Annotated in this window: 26 protein-coding genes and 1 riboswitch; of the genes, 3 read left to right on the top strand and 23 right to left on the bottom strand. The window is 47.6% G+C overall.

Annotated elements, in window-relative coordinates:
• The first annotated feature begins 342 nt into the window (after positions 1-342).
• The gene (locus KU855_RS15845) at positions 343-1,065 is read left to right on the top strand and encodes a pseudouridine synthase (RefSeq protein ID WP_218531414.1); all 723 of its coding nucleotides are present in this window, start codon (positions 343-345) and stop codon (positions 1,063-1,065) included.
• Positions 1,066-1,093: 28 nt separating this feature from the next.
• On the opposite strand, the gene KU855_RS15840 is transcribed toward KU855_RS15845, so the two are convergent.
• The 22 genes from KU855_RS15840 to hinT form a co-directional block, all read right to left on the bottom strand.
• Positions 1,094-1,981 (bottom strand): M23 family metallopeptidase, encoded by an 888-nt coding sequence (locus KU855_RS15840; RefSeq protein WP_371316377.1) that lies wholly within the window; start codon positions 1,979-1,981, stop codon positions 1,094-1,096.
• Between the two features lie 70 nt (positions 1,982-2,051).
• The gene (locus KU855_RS15835; RefSeq protein WP_218531412.1) at positions 2,052-2,924 is read right to left on the bottom strand and encodes a 6-carboxytetrahydropterin synthase; all 873 of its coding nucleotides are present in this window, start codon (positions 2,922-2,924) and stop codon (positions 2,052-2,054) included.
• 361 nt (positions 2,925-3,285) lie between these two features.
• Positions 3,286-4,533 (bottom strand): ABC transporter permease, encoded by a 1,248-nt coding sequence (locus tag KU855_RS15830; RefSeq protein ID WP_218531410.1) that lies wholly within the window; start codon positions 4,531-4,533, stop codon positions 3,286-3,288.
• Positions 4,533-5,729 (bottom strand): efflux RND transporter periplasmic adaptor subunit, encoded by a 1,197-nt coding sequence (locus KU855_RS15825; RefSeq protein ID WP_371316376.1) that lies wholly within the window; start codon positions 5,727-5,729, stop codon positions 4,533-4,535. The genes KU855_RS15830 and KU855_RS15825 overlap by 1 nt, the downstream gene beginning before the upstream one ends.
• Complete coding sequence (locus KU855_RS15820) at positions 5,726-6,883, bottom strand: efflux RND transporter periplasmic adaptor subunit (RefSeq protein ID WP_256261071.1); 1,158 nt, start codon at positions 6,881-6,883, stop codon at positions 5,726-5,728. Before KU855_RS15820 ends, KU855_RS15825 begins: the two co-directional genes overlap by 4 nt.
• Positions 6,883-7,830: an HlyD family secretion protein gene (locus KU855_RS15815; protein WP_218531408.1), complete on the bottom strand. Its 948-nt coding sequence runs from the start codon at positions 7,828-7,830 to the stop codon at positions 6,883-6,885. Before KU855_RS15815 ends, KU855_RS15820 begins: the two co-directional genes overlap by 1 nt.
• A complete protein-coding gene (locus tag KU855_RS15810) occupies positions 7,820-8,506 on the bottom strand; it encodes an ABC transporter ATP-binding protein (RefSeq protein WP_218531405.1) in 687 nt (228 codons plus the stop codon). Before KU855_RS15810 ends, KU855_RS15815 begins: the two co-directional genes overlap by 11 nt.
• 112 nt (positions 8,507-8,618) lie before the next feature.
• The gene (locus KU855_RS15805) at positions 8,619-8,987 is read right to left on the bottom strand and encodes a hypothetical protein (protein WP_218531403.1); all 369 of its coding nucleotides are present in this window, start codon (positions 8,985-8,987) and stop codon (positions 8,619-8,621) included.
• A gap of 6 nt (positions 8,988-8,993) precedes the next feature.
• Positions 8,994-9,413, bottom strand: a complete 420-nt coding sequence (locus KU855_RS15800; RefSeq protein WP_218531402.1) for a hypothetical protein — start codon at positions 9,411-9,413, stop codon at positions 8,994-8,996.
• Positions 9,414-9,446: 33 nt separating this feature from the next.
• Positions 9,447-9,899 (bottom strand): GNAT family N-acetyltransferase, encoded by a 453-nt coding sequence (locus tag KU855_RS15795; protein ID WP_256261070.1) that lies wholly within the window; start codon positions 9,897-9,899, stop codon positions 9,447-9,449.
• Between the two features lie 8 nt (positions 9,900-9,907).
• Entirely contained in the window at positions 9,908-10,480 is a 573-nt protein-coding gene (locus KU855_RS15790; RefSeq protein ID WP_218531401.1) for a GNAT family N-acetyltransferase, read from the bottom strand.
• A gap of 89 nt (positions 10,481-10,569) precedes the next feature.
• Positions 10,570-11,118, bottom strand: a complete 549-nt coding sequence (locus KU855_RS15785; RefSeq protein WP_218531400.1) for an NAD(P)H nitroreductase — start codon at positions 11,116-11,118, stop codon at positions 10,570-10,572.
• A 232-nt stretch (positions 11,119-11,350) separates the two neighbouring features.
• Positions 11,351-11,944: a DoxX family protein gene (locus KU855_RS15780; RefSeq protein ID WP_218531399.1), complete on the bottom strand. Its 594-nt coding sequence runs from the start codon at positions 11,942-11,944 to the stop codon at positions 11,351-11,353.
• A 56-nt stretch (positions 11,945-12,000) separates the two neighbouring features.
• Entirely contained in the window at positions 12,001-12,891 is an 891-nt protein-coding gene (locus KU855_RS15775) for a DUF6279 family lipoprotein (protein WP_218531397.1), read from the bottom strand.
• A gap of 47 nt (positions 12,892-12,938) precedes the next feature.
• Entirely contained in the window at positions 12,939-14,063 is a 1,125-nt protein-coding gene (locus tag KU855_RS15770) for a phosphotransferase family protein (protein ID WP_218531395.1), read from the bottom strand.
• The gene (gene pnuC, locus KU855_RS15765; RefSeq protein WP_218531415.1) at positions 14,063-14,695 is read right to left on the bottom strand and encodes a nicotinamide riboside transporter PnuC; all 633 of its coding nucleotides are present in this window, start codon (positions 14,693-14,695) and stop codon (positions 14,063-14,065) included. Before pnuC ends, KU855_RS15770 begins: the two co-directional genes overlap by 1 nt.
• 16 nt (positions 14,696-14,711) lie before the next feature.
• Complete coding sequence (locus KU855_RS15760) at positions 14,712-14,972, bottom strand: hypothetical protein (RefSeq protein ID WP_218531393.1); 261 nt, start codon at positions 14,970-14,972, stop codon at positions 14,712-14,714.
• Between the two features lie 72 nt (positions 14,973-15,044).
• The gene (locus tag KU855_RS15755) at positions 15,045-17,198 is read right to left on the bottom strand and encodes a TonB-dependent receptor (RefSeq protein ID WP_218531387.1); all 2,154 of its coding nucleotides are present in this window, start codon (positions 17,196-17,198) and stop codon (positions 15,045-15,047) included.
• Between the two features lie 44 nt (positions 17,199-17,242).
• A riboswitch (TPP riboswitch) is annotated at positions 17,243-17,346 on the bottom strand.
• 112 nt (positions 17,347-17,458) lie between these two features.
• Entirely contained in the window at positions 17,459-17,872 is a 414-nt protein-coding gene (locus tag KU855_RS15750; protein ID WP_218531380.1) for a YcfL family protein, read from the bottom strand.
• Between the two features lie 19 nt (positions 17,873-17,891).
• Positions 17,892-18,326: a PaaI family thioesterase gene (locus KU855_RS15745; protein ID WP_371316378.1), complete on the bottom strand. Its 435-nt coding sequence runs from the start codon at positions 18,324-18,326 to the stop codon at positions 17,892-17,894.
• Positions 18,316-18,846, bottom strand: a complete 531-nt coding sequence (locus KU855_RS15740; protein WP_218531378.1) for a PaaI family thioesterase — start codon at positions 18,844-18,846, stop codon at positions 18,316-18,318. The genes KU855_RS15745 and KU855_RS15740 overlap by 11 nt, the downstream gene beginning before the upstream one ends.
• Complete coding sequence (hinT, locus tag KU855_RS15735; protein WP_218531375.1) at positions 18,843-19,199, bottom strand: purine nucleoside phosphoramidase; 357 nt, start codon at positions 19,197-19,199, stop codon at positions 18,843-18,845. Before hinT ends, KU855_RS15740 begins: the two co-directional genes overlap by 4 nt.
• Before the next feature lie 244 nt (positions 19,200-19,443).
• Between hinT and KU855_RS15730 the strand changes: the two genes are divergently transcribed.
• Positions 19,444-21,207 carry a M61 family metallopeptidase gene (locus KU855_RS15730; protein WP_218531373.1) on the top strand — a complete coding sequence of 588 codons (1,764 nt, stop codon included), beginning with the start codon at positions 19,444-19,446 and terminating at the stop codon, positions 21,205-21,207.
• Positions 21,208-21,358: 151 nt separating this feature from the next.
• On the opposite strand, the gene KU855_RS15725 is transcribed toward KU855_RS15730, so the two are convergent.
• Entirely contained in the window at positions 21,359-21,985 is a 627-nt protein-coding gene (locus KU855_RS15725) for a LuxR C-terminal-related transcriptional regulator (protein WP_218531370.1), read from the bottom strand.
• A gap of 598 nt (positions 21,986-22,583) precedes the next feature.
• Here KU855_RS15725 and KU855_RS15720 point away from each other — a divergent pair.
• Positions 22,584-23,324, top strand: coding sequence for a cytochrome b/b6 domain-containing protein (locus KU855_RS15720; protein WP_218531368.1), 741 nt, complete (start codon positions 22,584-22,586; stop codon positions 23,322-23,324).
• The last annotated feature ends 133 nt before the right edge of the window (positions 23,325-23,457 follow it).

Here is a 23,457-nt window from a genome sequence, read left to right as displayed (position 1 = left end):
ATTGATATGAGTACGCGCCAAAGCTTCTGAAAGTTGCATAAAAAAATCCGATGACAAGGGGTCATCGGATTTTGATCCTTTCAGTGAGATCGTCAAGCGATCTGTCTTAACTGATCGGCATTAGGCCTCAGGCCGGTTTTTTTTGCTATTTCAGCGAGCGCAACATGACACCCACCACGCGTGACGACTCATCCCGACTGAGTAAACCTCATTAGCAAATCCACATAACAAACCTACGCCTAAGCGTAGCGAGATCTCGCCAAGCATGGCGCGATCCTGTTTTTTCGCGGCTAGATGCCAAGATTAAGATACAATAGGCCATCATGCCTCCGCTCTTATCCTATGCGCCTCGATAAATTTGTTTGTAAAAGTACTCGCCTCACTCGATGTGAAGCCCAAGCACAGATCCTCGCAGGTCAAGTGTCGGTCAACGGCCAAGTAGCAACGTCTGCCGCCATGCAAGTACACGAAAATAATTGCATCACCTTAAACGGTCAACCATTGATTGCTAGGCCGTCGCAATACATCATGCTACATAAACCAGCCAATACCTTATGTTCAAATATCGATGGTGACTACCCCAGCGTGTTCCGTTATCTGCCAATGACGGAAGCTCGCGAGATGCATATCGCCGGTCGCCTAGATGCCGATACCACTGGGCTGGTATTGATCACCGATGATGGCCGTTGGTCATTTACCCTGTTTAATCCACGATTTGCTTGTCAAAAAATCTACCGTGTCGACTTACGAGATCCGCTCGATTGTTTGGCATTTCATCGTATTGAACGCGAGTTCAACCAAGGGATCATGCTGCCGGGTGAATCCCAACTAACCCGAGCCGCGACCATGACTCAAGTCTCGAGCCAACAGGTATTACTTCGCATCAGTGAGGGCCGATATCACCAAGTCAAACGTATGTTTGCTTTGGTTGGCAACAAAGTTACCGGCTTACATCGTCAACAGATAGGCGAAATATGCCTCGATGTCCCAGCAGGTCAATGGCGGCACTTAAGCGCCGAAGAAGTGGCCTCGGTGATAATCGGCACCGAGGCTTTTGAGGGGTAAACTTGCCGTACAGTATCCTGAAAAATGATTATTTGCTCGCCATTGGCGCCACGAGTGTGGCGGGGTCGAGTCGCACCTCAAACCAATTCACACGCCAGTCTAAATGTGGCCCGGTGGAGCGGCCGGTCGAACCGACTTCGGCAACCACTTCACCTTGCTTAACCTGTTGTCCGACTTTGGCTTTTAAGGTATGTAAGTGCAAAAAGGTCGAGTTCACCCCAAATCCATGGTCAATAATGAGGGTGCCGCCGGAGTAAAACATATCCGGCACCGCTAGGGTGACCACTCCCGCTGCCGGCGCCATAACGTCCGTCCCGCGAGGCGCTGCGATATCAATGCCAAAATGCGGGCGCCCGGGCTCACCGTTGTAAACCCGTTGAGATCCATACACCCCAGAGATCCGCCCTTGCAGCGGCCAAGCGAAATCAGCGATAAACGCCTCATGTTGACTCTTGATGGCTCGGGCTTGTTTCACTTGTTGTGAATCCAATTGCGCTCGCGCAATATCTTGGGGATCGGGCTGCATGATTTTCTTGGCAATCCCGCTGATCCGTTGAATGCGGTAATCACGCGCGGATAATTCAAAACTAAGTTGCTGTTTGTCTTGTTGAGGCAATTGCCATGTTAAACGCTGGGTTAACGGCGCATCACGTCCAAAACCTATGGCAAAATAGCCCTGCGGGGTAATCTCAACCGCTTGGTCATTCAGCCAGACTTGGGAACCTGCAGCCACTTGGCCACGGACTAATGCCCCTTGAGTCAGCCGTCCCCATAAACACACACTGTCGCTATTGATAGTAATGGCCGTATCGCTAGGACAATTCAGCCCGAGATCAGTCGGTTGCGCTTGCACATGGCCAAGCAGGCTGACGCCAAGCGCCAGCATAACGCCACTTACCCTTAATAATCCTGTCACTCTCTCATCCCTTCTCTTTGAGCGCTGGTCAAACACTATGCCCCAATTTAGCGGCAAAGCGATTAGCGGCTTAACCCGCCACGAAAATAGCTCCCTTACCAACACCTTCATACGCGATGACTCTAACGTGCTTTGCCAGTTCTGCACTCAATGTCTTCGCCATATATTGGGCTAACAACTCAACCGTGGTGTCATGGCCAATGATTTCACAACAGCCTTTAGGCATGGCTAACTGAAAATCGCCTTGCGGCGCCTGATAACGAAATCCATAATGACTGTCATCAGTGATCTTATCCGCTAATACCGACAACCCCAGCGCTGCCACCTCGCAGCAATCTTCAGTCGAACCTAAATAGATATCCTGCCAACGTTTCGCCCATAACGCCTCTTGCTGAGTATCATTCACCCCATCCACAAAAATTTGGACTGGGCTACGATGGCCGTGGGCAATCCGCTGACAATTGCCATCATGTTTTTTCAATCCATGGCTGTAATGGTAATAAGGCCGCTCGAGGATCTCGGCCCGTAAGGTTAAGCTAATACCTTCGACATTGGCAGGCAACGTTTGTTTTAAAGCCGCCAATAAAAAATGATTAACACTATCAAAATCAATAACATCGGTTGAGATAAGTGCAAAAGCTTGGGCGGGGCAAGCGAGATGAATATCTCCCTTATCAGAGCTAAAATCGAGCCAGATACGGTCGTTTTGTTCCGAGATTTGACAGTGATTATTGGCCATTGGCACCAATAAACGATGATCGGCTATCGAATCGATGGTTTGCTTAATCGTGCGCTTCACCTTGGCAAAATCTAGCACCATGCTTTGTTCATCTAAGCCACCATCAAGCACGACATCAACGATCCAGCTTTCTCCAACCATGCCGCGTTTTGGACATAAATACGAGAAATCTATCACGGTCAGATCATTCACGAACAATTGCATATTATCTCCTGCAGAAAAACAGTCTGCGTCAGTCGATGACACCTTGAGTGTCTAAAGCACCACAAGTCAGTTCGCCTGCGTGCATAGGTTAAAGGGTATTCTAATCAATTGACCCAATGACTGCGACTTAAATCGTTCACGCCAGCCAAGTCGAGTTATCTTGGGCCAATAGCGGCCCGTTTGCCGCTCCATGAGGGGTAACTTGGGTTATTTTTTACGATTACGCAGGTGTTGAATAGCTAATATAAGCAGGCCAAGCCCTAAGCAAAACAACAATAAATCGATGAGATAATTCATAAGCACAGCCCTGCAATAAAAAACTCATTATAACGTAAGCTGCAGGGTAGGCTCTATCAGAAGTTTAATCGCGCTGCAGAGCAACGATGGGATCCAGTTTGGCGGCTTTTTTCGCCGGATAAAAACCGAAACCAACACCGACCGCCATACATACCCCCAATGCCAGTAATATCGAGGATAACGACCACGCCACCGGCCAACCGGCCGCGGTCGCAATCGCCAGCGCTAATACGAGCCCGACGAGAAGGCCGATGATGCCGCCGGTGGCAGAAATCACAGTGCTTTCAATCAAAAACTGCCGGGCAATATCTGACTGTTTCGCCCCAAGCGCGCGAAATAAACCAATTTCACCCGTGCGCTCCAAAATCGTCGCGAGCATAATATTCATGATGCCAATGCCGCCCACCAGCAATGAAATACCGGCAACACAGGCCATCACAATATTAAATATCGTCTGGGTTTGTTGGTGTTGTGCTAGTAAGTCCGCTGGTACGATGACAGTAAAATCGTTTTCACCGCCATGACGTCGAGTGAATAAATGCTGCACACTTTGCGCCGCAAGGCTCGGGTCGACGCCGTCGGAAACGGCTAATTTGATACTTGAAAGCTGATCCGATAATGGCGTGAAATGTAACTTTTTAAGGGCCGTATTGAGTGGAATAAATACCTTATTGCGCTCGCCACCGAGCTTAACACCGGCAATGTTGGACTGAGACAGCTCGCCACTGGCTAACACCCCAACCACCTTAAACCATTGTTGATTAATCTTAATATTTTGCCCCAATGCCTGGCCATCAGGAAAGAGACTACGGGCAACTTCAGGGCCAAGGACTGCCACTTGGCGATAGTGATTGCCATCGGTTTGCTCAAGTAAACGACCTTCGGCGGCATCAAGCGATGACATGGCAAAGTAACTTGATGTTACCGCGGCTACACTCGCATCACTGCGACCCGAGGCACTGAAAAGACTTAAAACATCGACGCGCCGTTCAGCACTCCATTGCTCAATAAAGGGTAAGGTGGCTTTAATTGCCTCAATATCGCGCAAATGTAAGCCGATGCTATGTTCACGAACCGTTTTTAATCCATCCCCTTGAATGTCCTTTGATTCAATCACCAGGTTACGCACCCCCATGGATTCGATGGTTTTAAGGGCTTCGCGCTCCGCTCCTTCGCCGACACTCAGCATGGCCACCACGGCGCCGACACCAAATATCATCCCCAATAAGGTTAACGCGGTGCGGAGTTTATGATGGTGCATTTCACCAAAGGCTTGCTTAATCCCTGTGAGGTAAATTTGTATCGAGTTCATCAGTGACTCCCGGCAACTTGACTCAAAGCGATGACATCTCCGGCAACGAGCCCATCGACGATTTGCGTCCGATTTAAACTGCGCAGTCCGGTCACAATCTCTTGTTTTATGAATTGATCTTGCTGTTGTTTATACACCCAAGACACTCCATCCCGTTGAAATATCGCTTGATTAGGAATCGCGATCGTTTGCGCTAAGTCCACTTGTTCAATGCTGGCAATTAAGGCGCGCCCAGGTAACATAATTTCCTCATCGGTGTTATCGAGACTGATGGTCAGTTCAAAATAATTCACTGGGCTGTTTCGCTCTTTAGGTTTAGCGAGACTGTCCATCTGGCTGACAGTACCGCTGAAACTGCGATCGCCATAGGCGTCTAACGTCACTTGGGCACGTTGACCGAGCCCGAGACCTGCGGCTTCAGACTCAAGTACATAGACTTTAGCTTGCATCACGCGAGTATCGGGTAGTTGCCCCAATGCCATCCCTGACCACACCATGTCACCCACCTGAGGTAATTGATCATTCCAGGTGCGGGCATGAACGAAAATACCGTCATGGGGCGCTATGATTTCCATATTTTGTAAATTGGCACGGTAGCGTCCCATCTTAGCTTGATAGCCTTTTTGCTTTAATTGCAATAAGGATTGCTCTGCATTGGCCTGTTTACTGTGTTGCGATAAGCCCCAATCAAGATAGGATTGTTGTGCATGGAGATAATCTTTATTGCGCATCAAATCAATGATATCTATCTTGGTATAGACCCGCTCATCCTCACTAAAAAAGCGTTCGGCCAAATCTAACTCTTGCTCTGATAACTGCCGATCTAGTCCTAAATTTAATGCTTGAGTGCTATCTTGTTCAGAACGTAACTGGCGATCAACATCCAACTTATCAAAATCAAATTGCTCACGAATTAAATAAAATGACTCACGACTGGGATCGAGTTTTGCCACGACATCACCGGCTTTCACTTGGGTGTAATTCGGTAAAATCCAAGCCAAAGATTGCGGCCCTCGCAAACTCGACGGCACAGAAACAAAGGTCGATTGACTGGCTTCTAGTCGCCCTTCTGCCGGGACCGATACCTGAAAATCTTGGCGTTCGACGGTCATGGTTAAAATCGATTGCGTCGGCGCCTCATTGCAGGCCGTTAAGATAGCCGCACACATCATCAAGATCCCCAAACGTAACTTCACAACATCACCTTTTCCCCGGGCACTAAGCCACTGATGATTTCAACAAATTGCTCACCCATTTTGCCAATAATGACAGGCTTGTCTTGCTGACCATACCAAGTCGGTACCTTAACAAATGCTTGTCCCTCTTGATAAAATACCGCTGATATTGGCAATAATACGTGTTTAGCATCGCTGCTATCATCGAGCCGGATTTTGACCGTCATCCCGGGGCGCATCAGTTCAGCATCAATGTTATCGATACTGGCCTTGGCATCAAACACCACCAGCGGAACATCACTGCGCTTATTGCGAAAGACTGAGCCAAGCGCCACCAGCGCGCCAGTAAATTCCCGCTCGGGATTGGCGTCCAGTTGTAATGCCACCTTTTGTCCCACATAGATACGGCGCGCTTCGACCTCAGGGATCGTCATCGTGACTTGTAATTGGGTTAAATCAACAATACTCACCACAGTATCACCGACAAAGACTGACTGACCGGCCTTGATCTTATTCCCCTCGTGATCAGTGCCATGCATCAGCATGCCACTGCGAGGTGCCGTTAGCGTCAATGCCGCGATTGCGCGCTTCAGTTCATCCACTTCCAGTTGAAACGTTTGTAAATCGTTTTGAAGCATGGCCTGACGCTGAATGGCTCCTTGCCGTTCAAGCTCAATCTGTTGCGTAACCAATTTGACCTTGTCATGAGCGATCTCGGCGTCACGGCGGTATTTCTGTTTATCGATAGCGGCCACCGTATCGTCGGCAATGGCAAATTTTAAGTCGGCTTTCTCCGCATTCATTTTGGCTTCGGCTAAGGATAAGGTCAGCTCTTGTAAGCGCTTTTCGTTGCGTAAAGTCGAGGTGGTTACGTCTTGGCGCGTGGCTTCGAGTTCAGCCATTTTTACCGATAAACGCTGGCTAAGTTCCGAACTATCAATCTGGGCAACCACATCCCCCGTGTTGACAAACTGGCCTTCGTTTTCAAGATGACTAATTTGATATTGCCACATGCGGCGAATCGCTGGCGGCATTAAGTCGGATGAATTGGCCGCCTTAAGTTCGCCGGTCACGCTGATCACTTGTTGCAACTGACCTTGGGTGACTTCCGCGGTAGGTTTTGGACTACACGCCTGCAACCCTAAGAGACAAATCAGCATCATTAATGGTCTCATCAAGACACCTCAATCTGAATTTGAACACTCATGCCCGGTTGTAACTTCAGCACTGGTTCTGTGATTGATAATGCCACTTCAAACCACACACTTTGTCCCCAGCCCGGGAGTACAACCCCTTGGCGACTGATCTGACTAATTTTGGCTTGAAAAGGCTGGGTTAAATCAGCATCGAGACGTAGTTCTGCCGAGGTGCCTAACGCGAGTTTATCGATATCGACTTCATTCACAAAGGCAGTAATTTGGAGATCTTCCATCGCCGGAATAGTCACTACGTGCTGCCCGATTTGAACGGTATCACCCACTTGCACCTTGCGGTCCTGATTAGTGACCTGGGCATATATCACAGGGCCTTCGAGGGCAGCCTTCAAATCTAAACTATCTAAATCCTTGAGTGCTTTAGCCAATTCAACTTCGGCTTTGCGCTTATCTATGGCGAGCTTGTGCAGGTTGCCGCGCAACGATTGGTGCGCATCGTCGAGCGCTTGCTGCATTTTTTCAAGTTCAGCATCGGCCTTTAGTAAGGCAAACTGGTGATCGGCATAATCTTTGGCAGCAATAAAATCCACAGGGATAGCCGCATCTAATGCCGCTTTTTCACGGTTTAAGCGGGCTTGCTTCTCATTAAATTCGGCTTGTAGTACCGCGGCCTGTAATTGATTGGCACTACTTTTTTCTTCAGCATTGACTCGCAACAGCGCCGCTTGCAACTGCTCAATTTGATTCGCAACTTGGCTCTTATCAAAAATCACCACACTTTGACCCACCTTAGCCACGTCCCCTTCGGCCATAAGCCATTGCACTTGATAGCGCCAAGCATCACCGGCTTTAGGTACGCTCATCTTTTGAGCTTTGATTGAGGCGATTTGCCCCGTCAGTAACAAAGATTCCGCGCAGAGTGGCGCACTAGCCAACAGCACGGCACACCATAGATAACTACGCCACATTAGATTGACTTCCTTGATCTTGTTGAATATTACCGTCACGCATTCGAATAATACGTTTGGCGTAAGCTGCCACTTCTTCTTCATGGGTTACCACAATAATGGTCTGGCCCGCCTGATGAAGTTCAGAGAATAACGCCATGATTTCTAATGATGTTTTAGAATCTAACGCGCCGGTAGGTTCATCTGCCAATAAAATGGATGGTTGGTTGATTAATGCCCGAGCGATCGCAACCCGTTGTCTTTGGCCACCGGAGAGTTGATTGGGCTTATGATCTGCACGGCCGCCTAAGCCGACGCGCTCAAGTAGAGTCATGGCATGTTCCCGAGAGCCCTTAGGATGCGCACTGAAACGCAGAGGTAATAACACATTATCGAGTGCCGTTAATCTGGGTAATAAATGAAAGCTTTGAAAGACAAAGCCAATATCCTGATTGCGCACTATGGATAAGGCATCATCATCCAATTCAGCCACATTATGACCGTTAAGAAGATAGGTGCCCGAGGTGGGATGATCTAAACAACCCAGAATATTCATTAAACTCGACTTACCCGAGCCAGATGGACCCATAATCGCCACGTATTCATTGGCGGCAATGTCTAAATCCACTCCACTGAGCGCATGCACCTGCGCATCGCCCATGGGATATATTTTTTGAACATGACGGAGGGATATCATCTAATTACCTAATGATTTAGTACGCTGAGCACAATATAGTGCTTAGCTTGCCTCATACAAGTGTTAAACGAAAGGTCAACTTTGTAACGAAATATCAGTAAGGCAATGATCTTTAATAGATTAGCAAAGTGAATAAACTGGCAAATACCGACAATAAACTTCCGACACTGATCAATTGAGGTAAGCGTAAATCAGGGGATTCAAACCGCATTGTCCACGTGCGCCACAACAACCAAATGGCCATCAGCCCCTGATTAAGGCTAATAAACAGCAATAAGCTAAAGTTTTGTGACAACGACAGTAACTGCAATCCCGCAGCAACAAAAATAATCACCGCGCTAGATTGAAAGCAAAAACTCAACAGTAAGGCGCCATTGGACGCTAACGTCCGGGTTTCTCTAGCATGTTGATAACACATCAATGCCTGCACCGCCATCGACAGCAAGGTTGCTAGTGCCGCTACAATCAAGAGTTTTTGCATAAGATCCTAAAAATTAACCATCTGCCAATATTCGAGTCGTTGTTTAGGGTCAGCCAATAACTGTTTACAACTGTCTTTGTATTTGGCCATCAATCCGCCCAAGTTTTGACTGTTTTTTAATTGCATTATCTGTGCTTGTTTAGCACTGGCCAATTCAGCGTCTAATTGCTGCGCAGGTAAATACTCCGCCGCTAATCGCTTTGCCTCTGCGCTAGACTCAACTAAGCGGCTGGCAACAGCCTGCATTTGCGGCGCATTCATGGCACTGATGGCTTCACTACTAATATCATAATAACTGGCACATTCAAGTAGCTCTTCAGTATAAGACCGCTCGGCAACGCTCAGGGGGGTCGTGTCGGCAATCACCGGATGAATAGTCAACACTGAACAGGCGACGATGGCCAAGTACGCGCGATACAACTTCATAATATTCCCTTTTAAGTTAACATTTAACTGAGTTCATTCCATCAACAACTGATACTGGTAATAATGGCTATCTCTGCGAAATCCCAAAGATTCATACAGCGATTGCGCCTTAGTATTCACCGATTCAGTTTCTAAGCTAAGGCGCTGATAACCCCGTTGCTTAGCAATAGCAATCGCTTGCTCCATCAATCGTCGTCCAAGCCCAACGCAACGGGCATGTTGGGTGACATATAAATCATTGATCACCATAAATTCATCCATATCTAACGACGACAATTGCGGATACATTTGCACAAAGCCCAATCCTTGCCCTGCCGAATCAGTGGCCAAAATTAGCACTGAATCTTGCCGCACTAAACGCTGCTCAATAAAAGTAACTACCGCCGGCATATCGTCATTTAATTGATAAAATAGTCGATACTCATTAAATAAACGCGCCAATTCTGACAAATGCTGGGGTTGTGCAATCCCAATGTGAATATCCAATCCGGTTCCTATGCGAGTCGATGTTGTTGATATTTTTGCACTAATGTTGGCCACTCACTGTCCAAAATGGAGTACACCACTTGGTCATGCACTGTGCCATCGGCAAGTATTTGGTGATTCCTTAACACCCCGTCTTGATGAGCACCAATCCCCACGGCTAATGCGCGCACTTGCTGGTTATGCCATAAGCAAGCAAACTCTACCACCATGGCATTAAAACGCTCAAACGCATCTTGGATCAACAGCACACAAGCCTGCTGGGCTATCTCATAGTCTGCGCCCACCGCTAACCAATCGAGCGCTAACCTGGCTCTTAGATTGTGATGGTCCCAGCGTGAAATAGCCACGCAACCTAAGATGTCACCCTGATGGCGTGAGCGCACCACCCAGTGATAAGCCAAAAGTTGGGCATCATGGCTCAAGGATTGCGCAAACCAAGTATCAAAATCAGTGTTCTCAGGCATACAACTAAACCATAAGGGCCGCTGACACGACTTCAAATGTAAATATAATGCCGCTTTATGCGATAAGGATAATGGTTCCAGCACTACATCATCACCGGTTAACTTGTCTTTACCCATGCCAACCTCTGTCGGTTTTTTGTCCGCGCACTTTCCACCATATCAGGCCTTGTTGCTCGTCACCAGCCAAGGATGGCCTGGGTTAGCCCTTATAAATAACGGGCGTAAGCCTCGCCTGAGCGTTGTGGTTTGAGCTGTGCCGCAATCACAGGCGTGCCGACATAGAGATAGCCCACAATTTGATCGTCGCCGCTCAAGCCCAGCGCTTGATTAATCAGCGGATTAAAGGCGAGATCCCCCGTGCGCCATATCGCGCCAAGCCCTTGACTGAAGGCCGCCTGTTGCATCGCCATACAGGCGCAGCCTGCGGCCAATTGCTGTTCAAGCTTAGGTACTTTGTCATGGGCTTGATATTTACATACCACCACAATCACCATCGGGGCTCTAAGCGGTAAGGCGCCACTACGTTCAAGCACACTAGCATCGGCGCCCTCTTGTACCTTGGCCGCCACGAAAATGTCGCCTAAACGCTTGAGACCATCACCGGTGGCGATGATAAATTCCCACGGATTTAAGCCACCATGATCAGGCGCGCGAACCGCCGCATTTAACATCAAGCTTAATTGCGCCGGATCAGGTGCTGGCGCTTGGAGACGAGGACAGGATTGGCGATTCAATAACAATTCTGTAGCGAGCATACACACACTCATATAAGGCAGCTTTGGCTCATTGTACCAATCAAAATGTGATTTGTGTCAACATTTTATCAAGTTTTGCGCTACTAAACGTACAAAAAGTGAAGCCAAAGGCTTGGCTTCACTTTTCGAGACACTATCATCAGCTCAAGCTCTCAAATGGACTTATAACTGAGAAAACTCAAAACATGAATTACAAGTCACACCTTTGTTAAATATAGTGGCATTTGTACGCTCAATCTTGTTTGGTTGCCCGAGCAAGGTAATAGTCAATACTAAGACCTGGGCCGCCACCAAAGGCAAATAATGCAAACAGCATTAAGAAGTAGGTGATGGCAAATTCAATCCCATTATTCAAAATGACAATATTGCCTGAACTGGTCAGCCACTCGTAATTACCATATTGCTGTAATATCTCTTTGGCCTTGCCAAGTTTCTCGACTGAGGCTAACACTTGCTCATTGGCTAACCAGGATGAAGCATCACTAATTGCCAGCCAACCATTTTGCCAATGCACAGTCACAGCGGCCACCAACATGGTAATCATCATCGGCAATGCCACCAGTCGCGTGGCTAAGCCCACTAACAGCAATATGCCGCCAAAAAATTCAGTACCAGCCGCCAGCGCAGCTAACACTTCTGGCATAGGTAGCCCTAGGCCCCAATCGGGATTACCAAACCATTGTGCAGTATTACTAAAATTGCTCAGTTTATTGTAACCGGCTTGAATAAGCACCGGAGCGAGATACAGCCGCAGCCCGAACATCGCCAGCCCTTGGGTATAACTTGCACCTTGATTAAATAACTTGATTAGCTTGGTCAGTCCCATTGTATTTCCTCAATTAGATTATTCGCCCATTAGACCTTGTATAGCTCAATCACCTTTCAAAGATTCTGATTTAACGCGAGATTGTTCATGCCGGCGGCACTTAAATCGTTAAGATCGGCGATAAGATCTTGCAGTTTGTTCACCACTTTTCGTTGTTGATTGGTGGTCAAACTGGCGTGTAATTGTTGTAGGAGCTCGCCCATAGCCAGACGGTTTTGCACCAAGGCTTGCTGATATTCTGGGGCTTTTAATGTGTCGGCAGCGGTAAACAGCAGCACCAGTTCCCCATGTAATCTCACGGGGTCTTGACGGTGTTGGATGGTGGAAATAAATCGGCTCGACCAGTCGTCTTGATAGCGATACCACAGCGCGGTGGTACGAGGACGATTGCGGTTATACTTGCGGATCATTAGGCGTTGTTGCACAGATAACTCGCCCAACAAATCTTCGGCACGCTCGAGTAAATTCTCATCATTACGTTTCAGCCAATCTTCATCACTGGCATTGAGATACTTGTCTTTATCTTCTGCGATTTGACGGCGAATGTTGGCATCAATTTGAGCCACTTGAGCATCGCTTAAACTGGCGATCAACGCGGTTATCGCCTCTAGATTAAACGCCACCAGCCGTTGCCAATGGGCTTTGCCAAGTTGACTATGGTGCAGCCATCGTTCTGCCTCTAACGATGGCGTCGCAATATCCTCAATAACTTGAGTCAAATGTTGACTATAACGTGGCAATTCATTGGCTTGATGCCACAGGATAAATTCATCTATCGCTTGTGCCAGTGCCTGTTGCTGCTCATCATTTAAATCAACATAGTCATCGACTTCCCATTCAATCGCCCAATCCAAAAAGTAATAGCTCATTTTGGTCGAGCACGCCCCGAGTCCTAATAAGCACACAGTAATGATCAAGATTTTTAGGAGAAAACCACGGACTAGCATGTCATCGGCCTTAGCAACCAGCCATCAGTGCGGCGGGCAAGCATTAACTATTTAGTAACAACTTGCCAGAAACTATCAAACCAGTCCAGACAATCAAGCGACTGAGTGTCGCGCGCCTGATTGAGCGCCCAACAACAGGCAGTAAACCAATAACTATCTAACATGGCAGGCATTAGCTCGATATGCGCTAAGGTCAAGTGTGGATGAGCCTGTAAATAGCGACCACAAAATGTGCTTGCTTGCCGTGGTGGCAACTGGCAAGTGGCTACAATAGACGTGAGATCCCACAGTGGATGGCCTGCGCAACAAAATTCAAAATCGAGACAATACACTTGCCCTTGGCGCCACAATAAATTATCTGGGTGAAGATCTCTGTGGCTAAATTGCGACCAAGTAAGCACCTTATCCACCACAGCTAAACGCTTGCTGTTGACTTGCCAGTATTGCATGACTTGCGTTTGCGCTTGATACCAGCGTTGTTGTTCAGCCACAGGCCATCTTGCTGAAGGGGCGCGCTGCATTAATGCCTGCAAGTAGCCCTCAATTTGGGCGCCAGTCGACATATGCCGTTGCGGTAAGGGTAAGCGCGACAATTGCAACAACATGGTCAATAACGCGGCTAAGTGAGGCGCTAACGGCTCGGTGAATGTGATCTTTGGCGATGGAGGCGCGCGCTCTAACTTCAAGGATGAAATGGTGGAACCTTGGTGCGCCATGGCGCTAAGCCAATCGCTTGCTGAGGTGAACTTCGCCGGCGCGGCAAATCCTTGACCAAAGATATCGGCACAACTTGATGGACAATATTCACTAATAAATAATTGATAATCTTCGCTATGCCAGAGTAATGGCGGTGCTAATTGGGCGCTGGCCGCCGCTTGCCATGCCTGCACTTCTTGCTGGCGCAAGGCTAAGGGCTGTGGTGTATTACAGCGCAACACCCACTGGCTAGCAGCACAGTGTTCACTTGAGTTGTCGCAAGCCCCCTGCCCTGCGCACTTGCTCATTGGCTCTAGCGTAAGCAAAACATTGAGATTATTAAGCCCCGAGGTCAATAGGTTAGGCGGCGCAGAGAGCTGCAGCTGCCGCGCGTTAAATACAGCGACCACCGCAGTCAATGCGGTGGCGGCTTGGGGCGCGCGAGCTAACAACGCGGCGAGTTGCTTAAGATACATCAGTGCGCGGTGGCCAATGGCGAAGAGGGCTGTAATTGTTTACGCCACAAAAAATAGCCACTGATGGCTAAACCGACATACACCACAAATAATCCTGAGGTTAAGATCATGCCTTTATTCATATACAGATAAATAGACACAAGATCGATAACCACCCAATACAGCCAGTTCTCAACCACCTTTTTTGCAACTAATACTGTGGTCATCACTGCAAAACAGGTCGTCGCCGCATCTAAGTAAGCCATAGAGGCATGAGTATAAGTCGCCATCAAGTAACCTACCGCCAGCGAGATCAGACTGGTCGCTCCGATAATGACTGCATGGCGTTTCAGGCTCCAAGACACCAACGCTTGGCCTTGCCCTCGCTCGCCACCATGTTTCCACAACCAAAAGCCATAAACGGCCATCGCCATGTAATAGACATTAAGGACGGATTCCATTAATAGTGATACTTTCCAAAAGAGCAAGGTATAGATAGCCGTGCTGGCCAACGCCGCTGGCCAGCACCAAATGCTTTGGCGCATCGCTAAAATCAAATAGGCCATGGCTAACAACACCGCCAGCGCTTCCCAGCCATTCATCATTAACCAATCTGATTGTGCCTCTTGAGCCATCCGCTCAAACCACGCCATTATCTGTGCCCACATGCTACTGTCTATGAGCTAGATTAAGCTCACCTCCTAAAAACTTACATACAAAGGCGGCCTTACCAAATTTCTGATGAGCAGCGGCCATTTCGACCGCGAGCATGGCCATGACCTCACTGTATTCACCGACCACTTGTGTGGCCATCGCATTGGTCACTCGCTCGATGTTGGCATAAGAATCGACGCGCTGAATAAACCATTCGATGGCTTCAAGATAGTTATCTTGCAAAGGGTACATGCTAATTTCTGCGGTTAATTTCATCACAATATCCTAATGTTGCGGCACATGCCGCCAAAAATGGCCACAGCAGTGGCCCATGAAAACCCAACACGATTACATATAATCGTATCTAAACGTGACCCCAAGTTGACGAGGATCGCCATAGCGAACATATTCCTGATCCGCCCAATCTAGGTTCGGCTCATTACCAAACAAAAATCCTCTCACGCCGTAAGATTCATCAGCGAGATTGCGTCCCCATAAGAACAGCGACCAAGTGTCGGTCTCATAACCAAGGCGCATATTGAGCAACTGATAATCCTCTGAGACAAATTCATTACTGTCGGAATAATAAAAACTGTCCATCGCTGACAGGGTAATAGTGGCAAATAAGCCACTATCGCCACGCCAAGTCGCCCCCACTTGGTAATTATAACTAGGAGAATGTGCCAGCTCTCTGGACGACAAATCGATAATCTCACCCGATTTCTGATACTGGTAATCATCATATTGAGCGCGTAATAATCCTAACGATGCAAATACATCGACATTGGGGCTAACATACCAATGGCCTTCGGCCTCTAATCCATAATTGGTCGAACTGGTCGCATTGGCCGTGTAGAGTAGGAAATTACCCGTGCCAGGAATTTGAACCGAGGCATCCACTTGTTGATTTTGTCGGTCCATATAAAATAGTGACACTCGGCTGGTGACATCCCCTTGCCAATAGCTGCCACTATGACCAATCTCATAGTTATATAAAGTTTCAGACTCAAACGTGCGGTACTGACTTAACTCCGGCGGCAAATCCATATTAAAACCACCAGGTTTATAGCCTCGCGCCACTTTAGCATAGAGCTGGTGGCCATGATTGAGGTCATAGCTCACCGATAAGTGACCGCCCCACATGGTTTCTGACGGCGAGAATTGTTCTGGGGTTGAATCGCGATAGTCACTTTGCCAGTGCTCAACCCGCACCCCCGCAGAATAATGCAACGAGCCTAGGTAAGTATCGAGCTGGGCAAAGGCGGAGGTTTTACGGGCAAGATAATCACTGTCTTTGGTCGACAGATACGCCGGTGAGGCATCATAGCGCTCTTCCACCTGTAAATGATTACTTTCACTTAAGCGATTATAATAAGCCCCAACTAACCAGTCGGTGGTGTGATTAAAAATTCGCCCTGCATCATTACTCAGCAAGCGAATATCTTGACTAATGTTGCGACGCTTGGCGGTTTTATCCCACCAGTAGTCATAGACACAGGGAGCGCCATCACACTCGAACTGATCCCAGTATTCGGGATTGGACCAGTCACCATCATAGGCATGGCGCTGCTCGGTATCAGCAAAGCTGGTGATGGACTCGACATTAAAGGCCTTGTGGGCCTCCCAGCTCAGACTTAATCCGGCACCATTGGTGGTTTGGGTATCTTTGCCGGGACGATCTGTGTAGGTATTTTCACCGTTACTGTCCAGCGACCACACATCATACCCATTGTCAAAATCACCGTGAATCAGGGTCAAGTCTGCCTGCAAGCTATCAGTGGCGTACCAGCGAAATTTGGCTTTGGCAGAGACTTCATCTCTTGCATTGGTATCATCCCGCCCGAGATACTGATTTTCCATAAAGCCATTTTGCTGATGACTTTGCACCGAAATTCGACCTAATAGCGTGTCATCGGCATTCATGCTGCCTCCGGCGTAAACACCAAAGGTGAGAAGATCATCAGTGCCGGCAGACATCTCAACCCCCGCTTCGGTCACTGCCGTCGGTTCGCCACTCTTTAGGTAAATGGCTCCCGCTAAGGCATTGCCACCAAACAAGGTACTCTGTGGGCCGCGCAGGACTTCCACTTGCTCGATATCAAACAAACTGGAGGCCATGCCGAGACCAGAGAGATCAATGTCATCAACAAAAAAGCCCACCGATGAGTTAGGGGCGCCTTCATATTCTTCTTGATCACCAACGCCTCGAATTTGAAAGTATCGGGCCCGTGAACTGCCGCCAGACCAGTTGAGATTAGGGATGCCATTAAGGATATCTTGAAAGTTTTCAGCGCCATCATCTTGCAGTTGTTGTTTATCTATCACACTGATGCTCGATTGCACCTGATTGATATTTATGGCGCGGAAATCAGACGTTACCACTAAGACTTCCATGGGGGTATCATCGGTCACCGTTAAGTGTTGAGTTGCATCAGCCAATGCGGATGCACAGGGGAATGTCGCTGAAATAGCTAAAGATATTAACGAGATAGGATGTTTCATAGGACCTCAATCTGAAATAGGTTGAGATCCGGCAAGACGCACGGAGGCAATAAACGCACCATTCCTACGCCGGTATAAGCCGGATCAGGTTCTAAGGGTTCGTCTCTCGACATCTCAGTCAGCCTTGCTGACACCCCTTGGCGGCGGCAAGTATACCTCAAGTAGACAGAATGTTAATAGTAAACAATGGATTATTATTTACTCTTCATCTGAACCTACCGGTGACGGTATACTTAAGGTCTTATTGTGTAGTGCAATACCTAGTCGGCAAACACCTGCCGAACATAAACTTCAAAACTCACAGCCCCTTGGGCAGGCGCCATGGCTTGCACTTGGGTTTGTTGTTTTCCAAATAACGTTAACGGCAACCACGGCGACGAATCATCGTCTATCACAAAGCCACTGCCATCAAACCATGTGAACTTATATTGCAAATTTAAGTCGGTCGAATCGAGGCTAGTTAAGGTCGCGGTGCCCTGCATAAAACCACCCACCAAGCGACTGCGCAAATTGGTAATAGTGACATCGCGACTCACACTGGCATTATCGATTCTATCAACGCCAGTTGATGATGCCATCACCCCACCCGTACGGTGACTGCAACCCGACAAGGTCATTAAGCCGGTGATGACCACAACGGCCAATAATTTACTACCCCTTGTTGCTTGTTTCATGTGGTTCTCCTGTGATGCGTTAACTCAACAAAAAGTGCGCTCGAGCAGTGGCAATCAACTGTTTACGATTAGATTGCCAACAATCAATGCTGACATTGGCAACCCGTCGACCTTGGCGAGTGATCCGACACTCGGCAAAGGTATCTTTATCATAACCGGCACGCAGGTAATCAATCGAAAAATCAACAACTTTAGGTACATTAGCCGCTTGCATCAGCACCATAAGTTGCACAATCGCCGCCATTTCCATAAAGCCAGCAATCACGCCACCGTGTAACGCGGGTAATACTGGATTACCTAAGTTATTAGGGTTAGCGGGCAACCTAAAAATCAATTCATCGCCGAAACGCTCTACGCCCATACCAATATAGTTAGCATAGGGGACTAACGCTAACACTCGGTTGACATCTTGGCTACGGGCGGCCTGACGCAATAATGAGTGGCTATTTTCCATCTGGTGCATTGTCGTTATCCTTGCCCAATTCAGGCCCCATTAATGCCGCACGAAACACATCACCAATCATCTCAGGGCTAATACGCATAAAGGAGCCAACCGCATGAGCAATCGGTTTATCGATGGATTCTTGATAAGCAATCGCCCGAGTAAAAGCCACACTCGACGCCAATTTATAGCACTCGGCCATGGCATAGACTGGTAAATGGGGCTGTGCGGGGCGCATGTAATCCACCCGTAAATCTAAGGTCGGCGAAATTTCTAACGTATCGTATTTTTGCTTGATGGCACAAATCGTCGCGGTTCCACAACTGGTGTCCATCAAGGTGGTGATCACCCCGCCGTGGATCACCCCTGTGTCAGGGTCGCCGATAATGGCATCACTGTAAGGGAGTTGCAGTAGCACATGATGTTCACTCGCCTCCAGCACTTCAATCTGCAGGCGTTGGCAATGCGCGAGTTGACCGACAAAACGTTGTGCTAACCCCGTTAATGGGAAGTCCCGTGGTGACACTTTCATTGAGGTAAACTCAACATTTTACCTAACGGCTCACCACCAACTAAATGCAAGTGAATATGATAAACCTCCTGGCCACCATGACGATTACAGTTCATGATCACTCGATAACCGTCATCGCTGATCCCAGCTTCACTCGCCAGACGCGCCGCTACGGTCATCATGCGGCCAAGTGCGGCTTCATCTGAGGCTTTAACATCATTAAGCGTCGGGATCAGGTGATTAGGGATAATCAACACATGGGTTGGCGCTTGCGGAGAGATATCGCGAAAAGCCGTCACTAATTCGTCCTGATAGAGAATATCGGCTGCGATTTCACGGCGGATAATCTTACTAAAAATGGTTTCTTCAGCCATGATGATTCCTTATAACGTAGGGATTAAACTTGCTAACGACACCGAGTCGCCAGACACAAAGCACTCTCATTAAAATGGCGTCAGTATAACTGAAAATCAATAGCTTGTACTGAGATAAACTGTCGAGAACGCCCTTGAACTCATGACTGTCCATACGACAATTACCTAGCATATTGAATGAAAACCTCTGAGATCCCTGTAAATTTTTGCTAGCATACCCGCAGACCCCATAATGGATTACCCTATGCCACATTATCATATTAATGCCAATCAATACTCAGCCCATCTGTTTGATGTCAGCATTCACGTCACTGCGGTTCAGCCACAACAAACCTTTTGTTTACCCGCGTGGATCCCCGGCAGTTATATGATCCGCGACTTTGCTCGCCACCTCATTAATATGCGCGCCACCAATGAGCAAGGCCAAGCGGTACGTTTGATCCAGCTCGACAAACAGCGCTGGCAAGTCGTGGATGAATGTGAGCAACTGCACTTGCACTATCAGATCTATGCGGCCGACTTATCCGTTCGTAGCGCTTATCTTGACCATGAGCGCGGCTTTTTTAACGGCAGTAGCGTATTTGTGTGCTTTGAAGGGCTCGAACATCAAGCACATCATGTGTTAGTCAGTGGCCCTCACGATTGGCTCGTAGCGACCGGCTTATCACGGCTATCTGGCAATAAATGGCACTATGGCGAGTTTGTGGCAGACAATTATGATGCGCTAATCGATCATCCTTTTGAACTGGGAGCCTTTGCGCACCATAGTTTTGATGTCGATGGCGTTAATCATGACATCGTCCTCGCGGGGCGATTACCACCATCATTGCGCCAAGACCCAAGCCCATGTCTCGAGCGATTAGCCAATGACTTAACGGCGATTTGTCGAAGTCAAATCCAATTATTTGATAAGCAGGCCCCCTTCGATAACTACTTATTTATGACCGCCGTATTGGATAATGGTTTCGGCGGTCTAGAGCATAGGAACTCGACCGCATTAATGTGCAGCCGTAGCGACTTACCTCTCAATCAAACTCAAGCGATCACCGACGGTTACCAGACCTATTTATCATTGTGTAGTCACGAGTATTTTCATAGCTGGAATGTCAAACGGATTAAGCCAACGACATTTGTGCCCTACCAGCTCAATCAAGAAAGCTACACAGAGCAATTATGGGCCTATGAGGGTATTACCTCTTATTATGACGACCTGATGACTTACCGCAGCGGCTTGATATCACAACAACAATATTTAGCCCAACTGGCGCAAACACTAACTCGGGTGTATCGCAGCCAAGGGCGCTTCAAACAAAGCCTGACCGAGTCGAGTTTTAATGCATGGACCAAGTTTTATCAGCAAGATGAAAACGCACAAAATGCCATCGTCTCTTATTACACTAAGGGGGCGTTATTCGCGTTATATATCGACTTACATTTACGTGAACACAGCAACTACAGCCTTGATGATCTGATGCGCTTGCTATGGCGACACCATGGACTGACTGGCGTCGGTACGGATGACCGCAGCCATCAGGCCTATGTATCACAACTCCTCGGGCAAGATGCAAGTGCTTTATTTGCCTATCTCAATAACACCCAAGACATACCGTTAGCCGCGTTACTCGCCAATGTCGGAGTCAAGATGCACCTACGTGCCAAGGCAAGTACCAAAGATATTGGTGGCGAGGATTTAACGCCGTGGACATGGGACTTTGGCGCACAATTTAAACCAGATAATGCCGGCTTAATCATCACCTCAGTCCGTCAAGATAGTCCAGCGATGGCGGCTGGACTGAGTGCTAACGACGTCTTAATCGCCGCCGATGGATTAAAAGTGAGCGCCGATTTTATGGAGAAACTGCAAAGTTATCCGCAAGGCCAAGCCCTGCGTTTGCATTATTTCCGCCGCGATCAATTACTCTCAGGCAACATGCCGTTGCAAACTCCACCTGCCGACACCGTCTATTTTACGATTTCTGATCCAAAGAAACTGGCTAAGTGGTTATAGGACATTTAAGGCAAGCACTGACCGTGCTTGCCTAGTTCTGACCATGAAGGGCTAAAGCTGTTTAGTGAAGTGGTAGCCGCTCTCAAGCCATCAATGACCGAGCGTCATCGATAAGCGTTTACTACTGAGTCAGCGGCAACACACTGCAATCCTACACTCTTACCTCGTGCATATGTTGCTGGGCCCAAGCAATAGCTTGGCCGCGGCTAGACACACCAATTTTACGGAAGGCTCGGTATAAATGCGTTTTGATGGTGCTTTCGCTAACATACAATTTTTTGGCAATATCTTGGTTGGTGGAGCCGCTAAGTAAGGCTTGTAACACTTCTCGCTCTCTAAGCGTCAACGCATCTGTTTCTATCGCTTCAAGATTAAATGTTTCTTCAGCAAGAGCATGCGGAATGGCGCGCTCACCCCGTAGGATATTTGATAAGCCATCAGAGATCTCTAACAAGCTTTGATTACAATAAAACACCCCAGCGGTATAAAGCGGATTAAGTAAAAATTTAGCATCCACTTTCCTCGGGTAGTGCAGGTACGCGATTTTTATTGGGGCAATAGATTTTTCGGCTAAACGAGTGAGTTGATAGGCTGTTTGCAAATCGACTGTCGATAAATCGATTAACATCAAAGAGTGTTGACTCAATTCGACCGTGGTGATGTCTTCAGGAATAGTCGCATTTAACTTAACCAGAAACTCTTGGGGCCAGTATTGTTGGAGCAAATCTGAGAGTAATTTCGAACGTGATACCAATATCCATTTAATAACCTTGAACATTTTCTACTCCCTGAAATGCTTTATAGATTCGATCTAAGTGACACTTCCCGTGTCAGTATGGCCAGCTAAAATAGCCCCTCGATTGTATTTCATCCACCTGATGTTAACAAGTCATTAACCACTCGATCTTATAAGGAATAAGCAAAATTTTACCGGCACACCCTCGACTTCACCTAAATAAAATCAGTCGCTTAAGCATAAACCTGCCATCGATTGAATAATCTTCATCGTCGAAACTGATGCCAAAGGCAGCCCTTTCTTACCGCGATTGCGCGGTGAATCGTCTAACCTGCAGTCGTATAATGCCCATGATTACGTCATATTAACCGTAACAACAAAAATCCCAACTGTAGCGGTATCCGAGCGCTGCTTATGCGATGCATTTGAGAACATGCAATGACCGTCAATACGCTAATCACTAGAGTGATGATATCAATAAGAGAATCAGCGAGTGTCAGCCCCTCGCTTTTTTGCACTATATTTTCCTCAGCGACTGAATGATCAACATGAGCATTAAGTAATGTATTTGTATACTTGCCTTGTGCCAGATTGGAGTAAACTTAATTAAAGCTGAATAACCAGAGGCATATGAACAACGATGAATACAACAGAATATAAGGTATGGCATTTATCAGTCAGAATTTTTCATTGGCTAAATGTATTGCTAATTTTTATCTTGAGTCTCTTAGGCTTAATTATGATGTTTAAAGCCGAGTTAGGTATCGAAGGCTTAGCAGCCAAAGTTGGACTGAAACAAATTCATATTCTGATTGGATATGTGTTCGTGCTTAATCTTGCTATTCGTTTGTTTGCAGGCTTTATGCTACCTGGTAAGAATCATTGGCGCGCTCTATTTAAGCGCAATAATGCCAATCAAATCGGTCCATATTTACAAGGCATGAAATCAGAGACGCCCCCGCAATACCTGGGTCATAATCCGCTTGGCAGGCTAGCGATTATCGCATTATACCTGTTACTGATTGTTATGGCTGGTAGCGGCTTATTTCGCGCCGGTACCGATATTTACTACCCGCCATTCGGCGCGGCGATTCAGACTTACTTGGCCGCTGACGATGTCGCTCCCTCGAGTATTAAGCCTTATGATAAAACCGGGGTTAATCCACAAAAAGCTGAGCTGTTAGCCCCAATCAAAAGCAGCATAGGCAAGGTTCATCTCTATGGTGCCTATATCCTATGGCTCTTGTTGGCTTTGCATATTGCCGGTGCGATTCGACAAGATGTCACCAGCCAACCGGGCACCATTTCAGCCATGTTTTCGGGCAAAAAATATTTAGCAAGCCCGCCTGTCGATAAATACTATAGCAGGAGCACCCCATAAAAAAAGCCGGCTAACGCCTAATGCCGATCAGTTAAGACAGATCGCTTGACGATCTCACTGAAAGGATCAAAATCCGATGACCCCTTGTCATCGGATTTTTTTATGCAACTTTCAGAAGCTTTGGCGCGTACTC

Origin of the sequence: Shewanella sp. NIFS-20-20 (assembly GCF_019209865.1) — a bacterium.
In the GTDB taxonomy this organism is placed as follows: domain Bacteria; phylum Pseudomonadota; class Gammaproteobacteria; order Enterobacterales; family Shewanellaceae; genus Shewanella.
This window is presented reverse-complemented; position numbering and strand designations above follow the sequence as displayed.

What these genes read in the sequence shown, in the direction of transcription:
- KU855_RS15845 (WP_218531414.1), top strand. Translation starts at nt 343, where the DNA reads ATGCGCCTCGATAAATTTGTTTGTAAAAGTACTCGCCTCACTCGATGT.
- KU855_RS15835 (WP_218531412.1), bottom strand. Translation starts at nt 2,924, where the DNA reads ATGCAATTGTTCGTGAATGATCTGACCGTGATAGATTTCTCGTATTTA.
- KU855_RS15830 (WP_218531410.1), bottom strand. Translation starts at nt 4,533, where the DNA reads ATGAACTCGATACAAATTTACCTCACAGGGATTAAGCAAGCCTTTGGT.
- KU855_RS15820 (WP_256261071.1), bottom strand. Translation starts at nt 6,883, where the DNA reads ATGAGACCATTAATGATGCTGATTTGTCTCTTAGGGTTGCAGGCGTGT.
- KU855_RS15815 (WP_218531408.1), bottom strand. Translation starts at nt 7,830, where the DNA reads ATGTGGCGTAGTTATCTATGGTGTGCCGTGCTGTTGGCTAGTGCGCCA.
- KU855_RS15810 (WP_218531405.1), bottom strand. Translation starts at nt 8,506, where the DNA reads ATGATATCCCTCCGTCATGTTCAAAAAATATATCCCATGGGCGATGCG.
- KU855_RS15805 (WP_218531403.1), bottom strand. Translation starts at nt 8,987, where the DNA reads ATGCAAAAACTCTTGATTGTAGCGGCACTAGCAACCTTGCTGTCGATG.
- KU855_RS15800 (WP_218531402.1), bottom strand. Translation starts at nt 9,413, where the DNA reads ATGAAGTTGTATCGCGCGTACTTGGCCATCGTCGCCTGTTCAGTGTTG.
- KU855_RS15790 (WP_218531401.1), bottom strand. Translation starts at nt 10,480, where the DNA reads ATGGGTAAAGACAAGTTAACCGGTGATGATGTAGTGCTGGAACCATTA.
- KU855_RS15785 (WP_218531400.1), bottom strand. Translation starts at nt 11,118, where the DNA reads ATGCTCGCTACAGAATTGTTATTGAATCGCCAATCCTGTCCTCGTCTC.
- KU855_RS15780 (WP_218531399.1), bottom strand. Translation starts at nt 11,944, where the DNA reads ATGGGACTGACCAAGCTAATCAAGTTATTTAATCAAGGTGCAAGTTAT.
- KU855_RS15775 (WP_218531397.1), bottom strand. Translation starts at nt 12,891, where the DNA reads ATGCTAGTCCGTGGTTTTCTCCTAAAAATCTTGATCATTACTGTGTGC.
- KU855_RS15770 (WP_218531395.1), bottom strand. Translation starts at nt 14,063, where the DNA reads ATGTATCTTAAGCAACTCGCCGCGTTGTTAGCTCGCGCGCCCCAAGCC.
- pnuC (WP_218531415.1), bottom strand. Translation starts at nt 14,695, where the DNA reads ATGGCGTGGTTTGAGCGGATGGCTCAAGAGGCACAATCAGATTGGTTA.
- KU855_RS15760 (WP_218531393.1), bottom strand. Translation starts at nt 14,972, where the DNA reads ATGAAATTAACCGCAGAAATTAGCATGTACCCTTTGCAAGATAACTAT.
- KU855_RS15755 (WP_218531387.1), bottom strand. Translation starts at nt 17,198, where the DNA reads ATGAAACATCCTATCTCGTTAATATCTTTAGCTATTTCAGCGACATTC.
- KU855_RS15750 (WP_218531380.1), bottom strand. Translation starts at nt 17,872, where the DNA reads ATGAAACAAGCAACAAGGGGTAGTAAATTATTGGCCGTTGTGGTCATC.
- KU855_RS15745 (WP_371316378.1), bottom strand. Translation starts at nt 18,326, where the DNA reads ATGGAAAATAGCCACTCATTATTGCGTCAGGCCGCCCGTAGCCAAGAT.
- KU855_RS15740 (WP_218531378.1), bottom strand. Translation starts at nt 18,846, where the DNA reads ATGAAAGTGTCACCACGGGACTTCCCATTAACGGGGTTAGCACAACGT.
- hinT (WP_218531375.1), bottom strand. Translation starts at nt 19,199, where the DNA reads ATGGCTGAAGAAACCATTTTTAGTAAGATTATCCGCCGTGAAATCGCA.
- KU855_RS15730 (WP_218531373.1), top strand. Translation starts at nt 19,444, where the DNA reads ATGCCACATTATCATATTAATGCCAATCAATACTCAGCCCATCTGTTT.
- KU855_RS15725 (WP_218531370.1), bottom strand. Translation starts at nt 21,985, where the DNA reads ATGTTCAAGGTTATTAAATGGATATTGGTATCACGTTCGAAATTACTC.
- KU855_RS15720 (WP_218531368.1), top strand. Translation starts at nt 22,584, where the DNA reads ATGAATACAACAGAATATAAGGTATGGCATTTATCAGTCAGAATTTTT.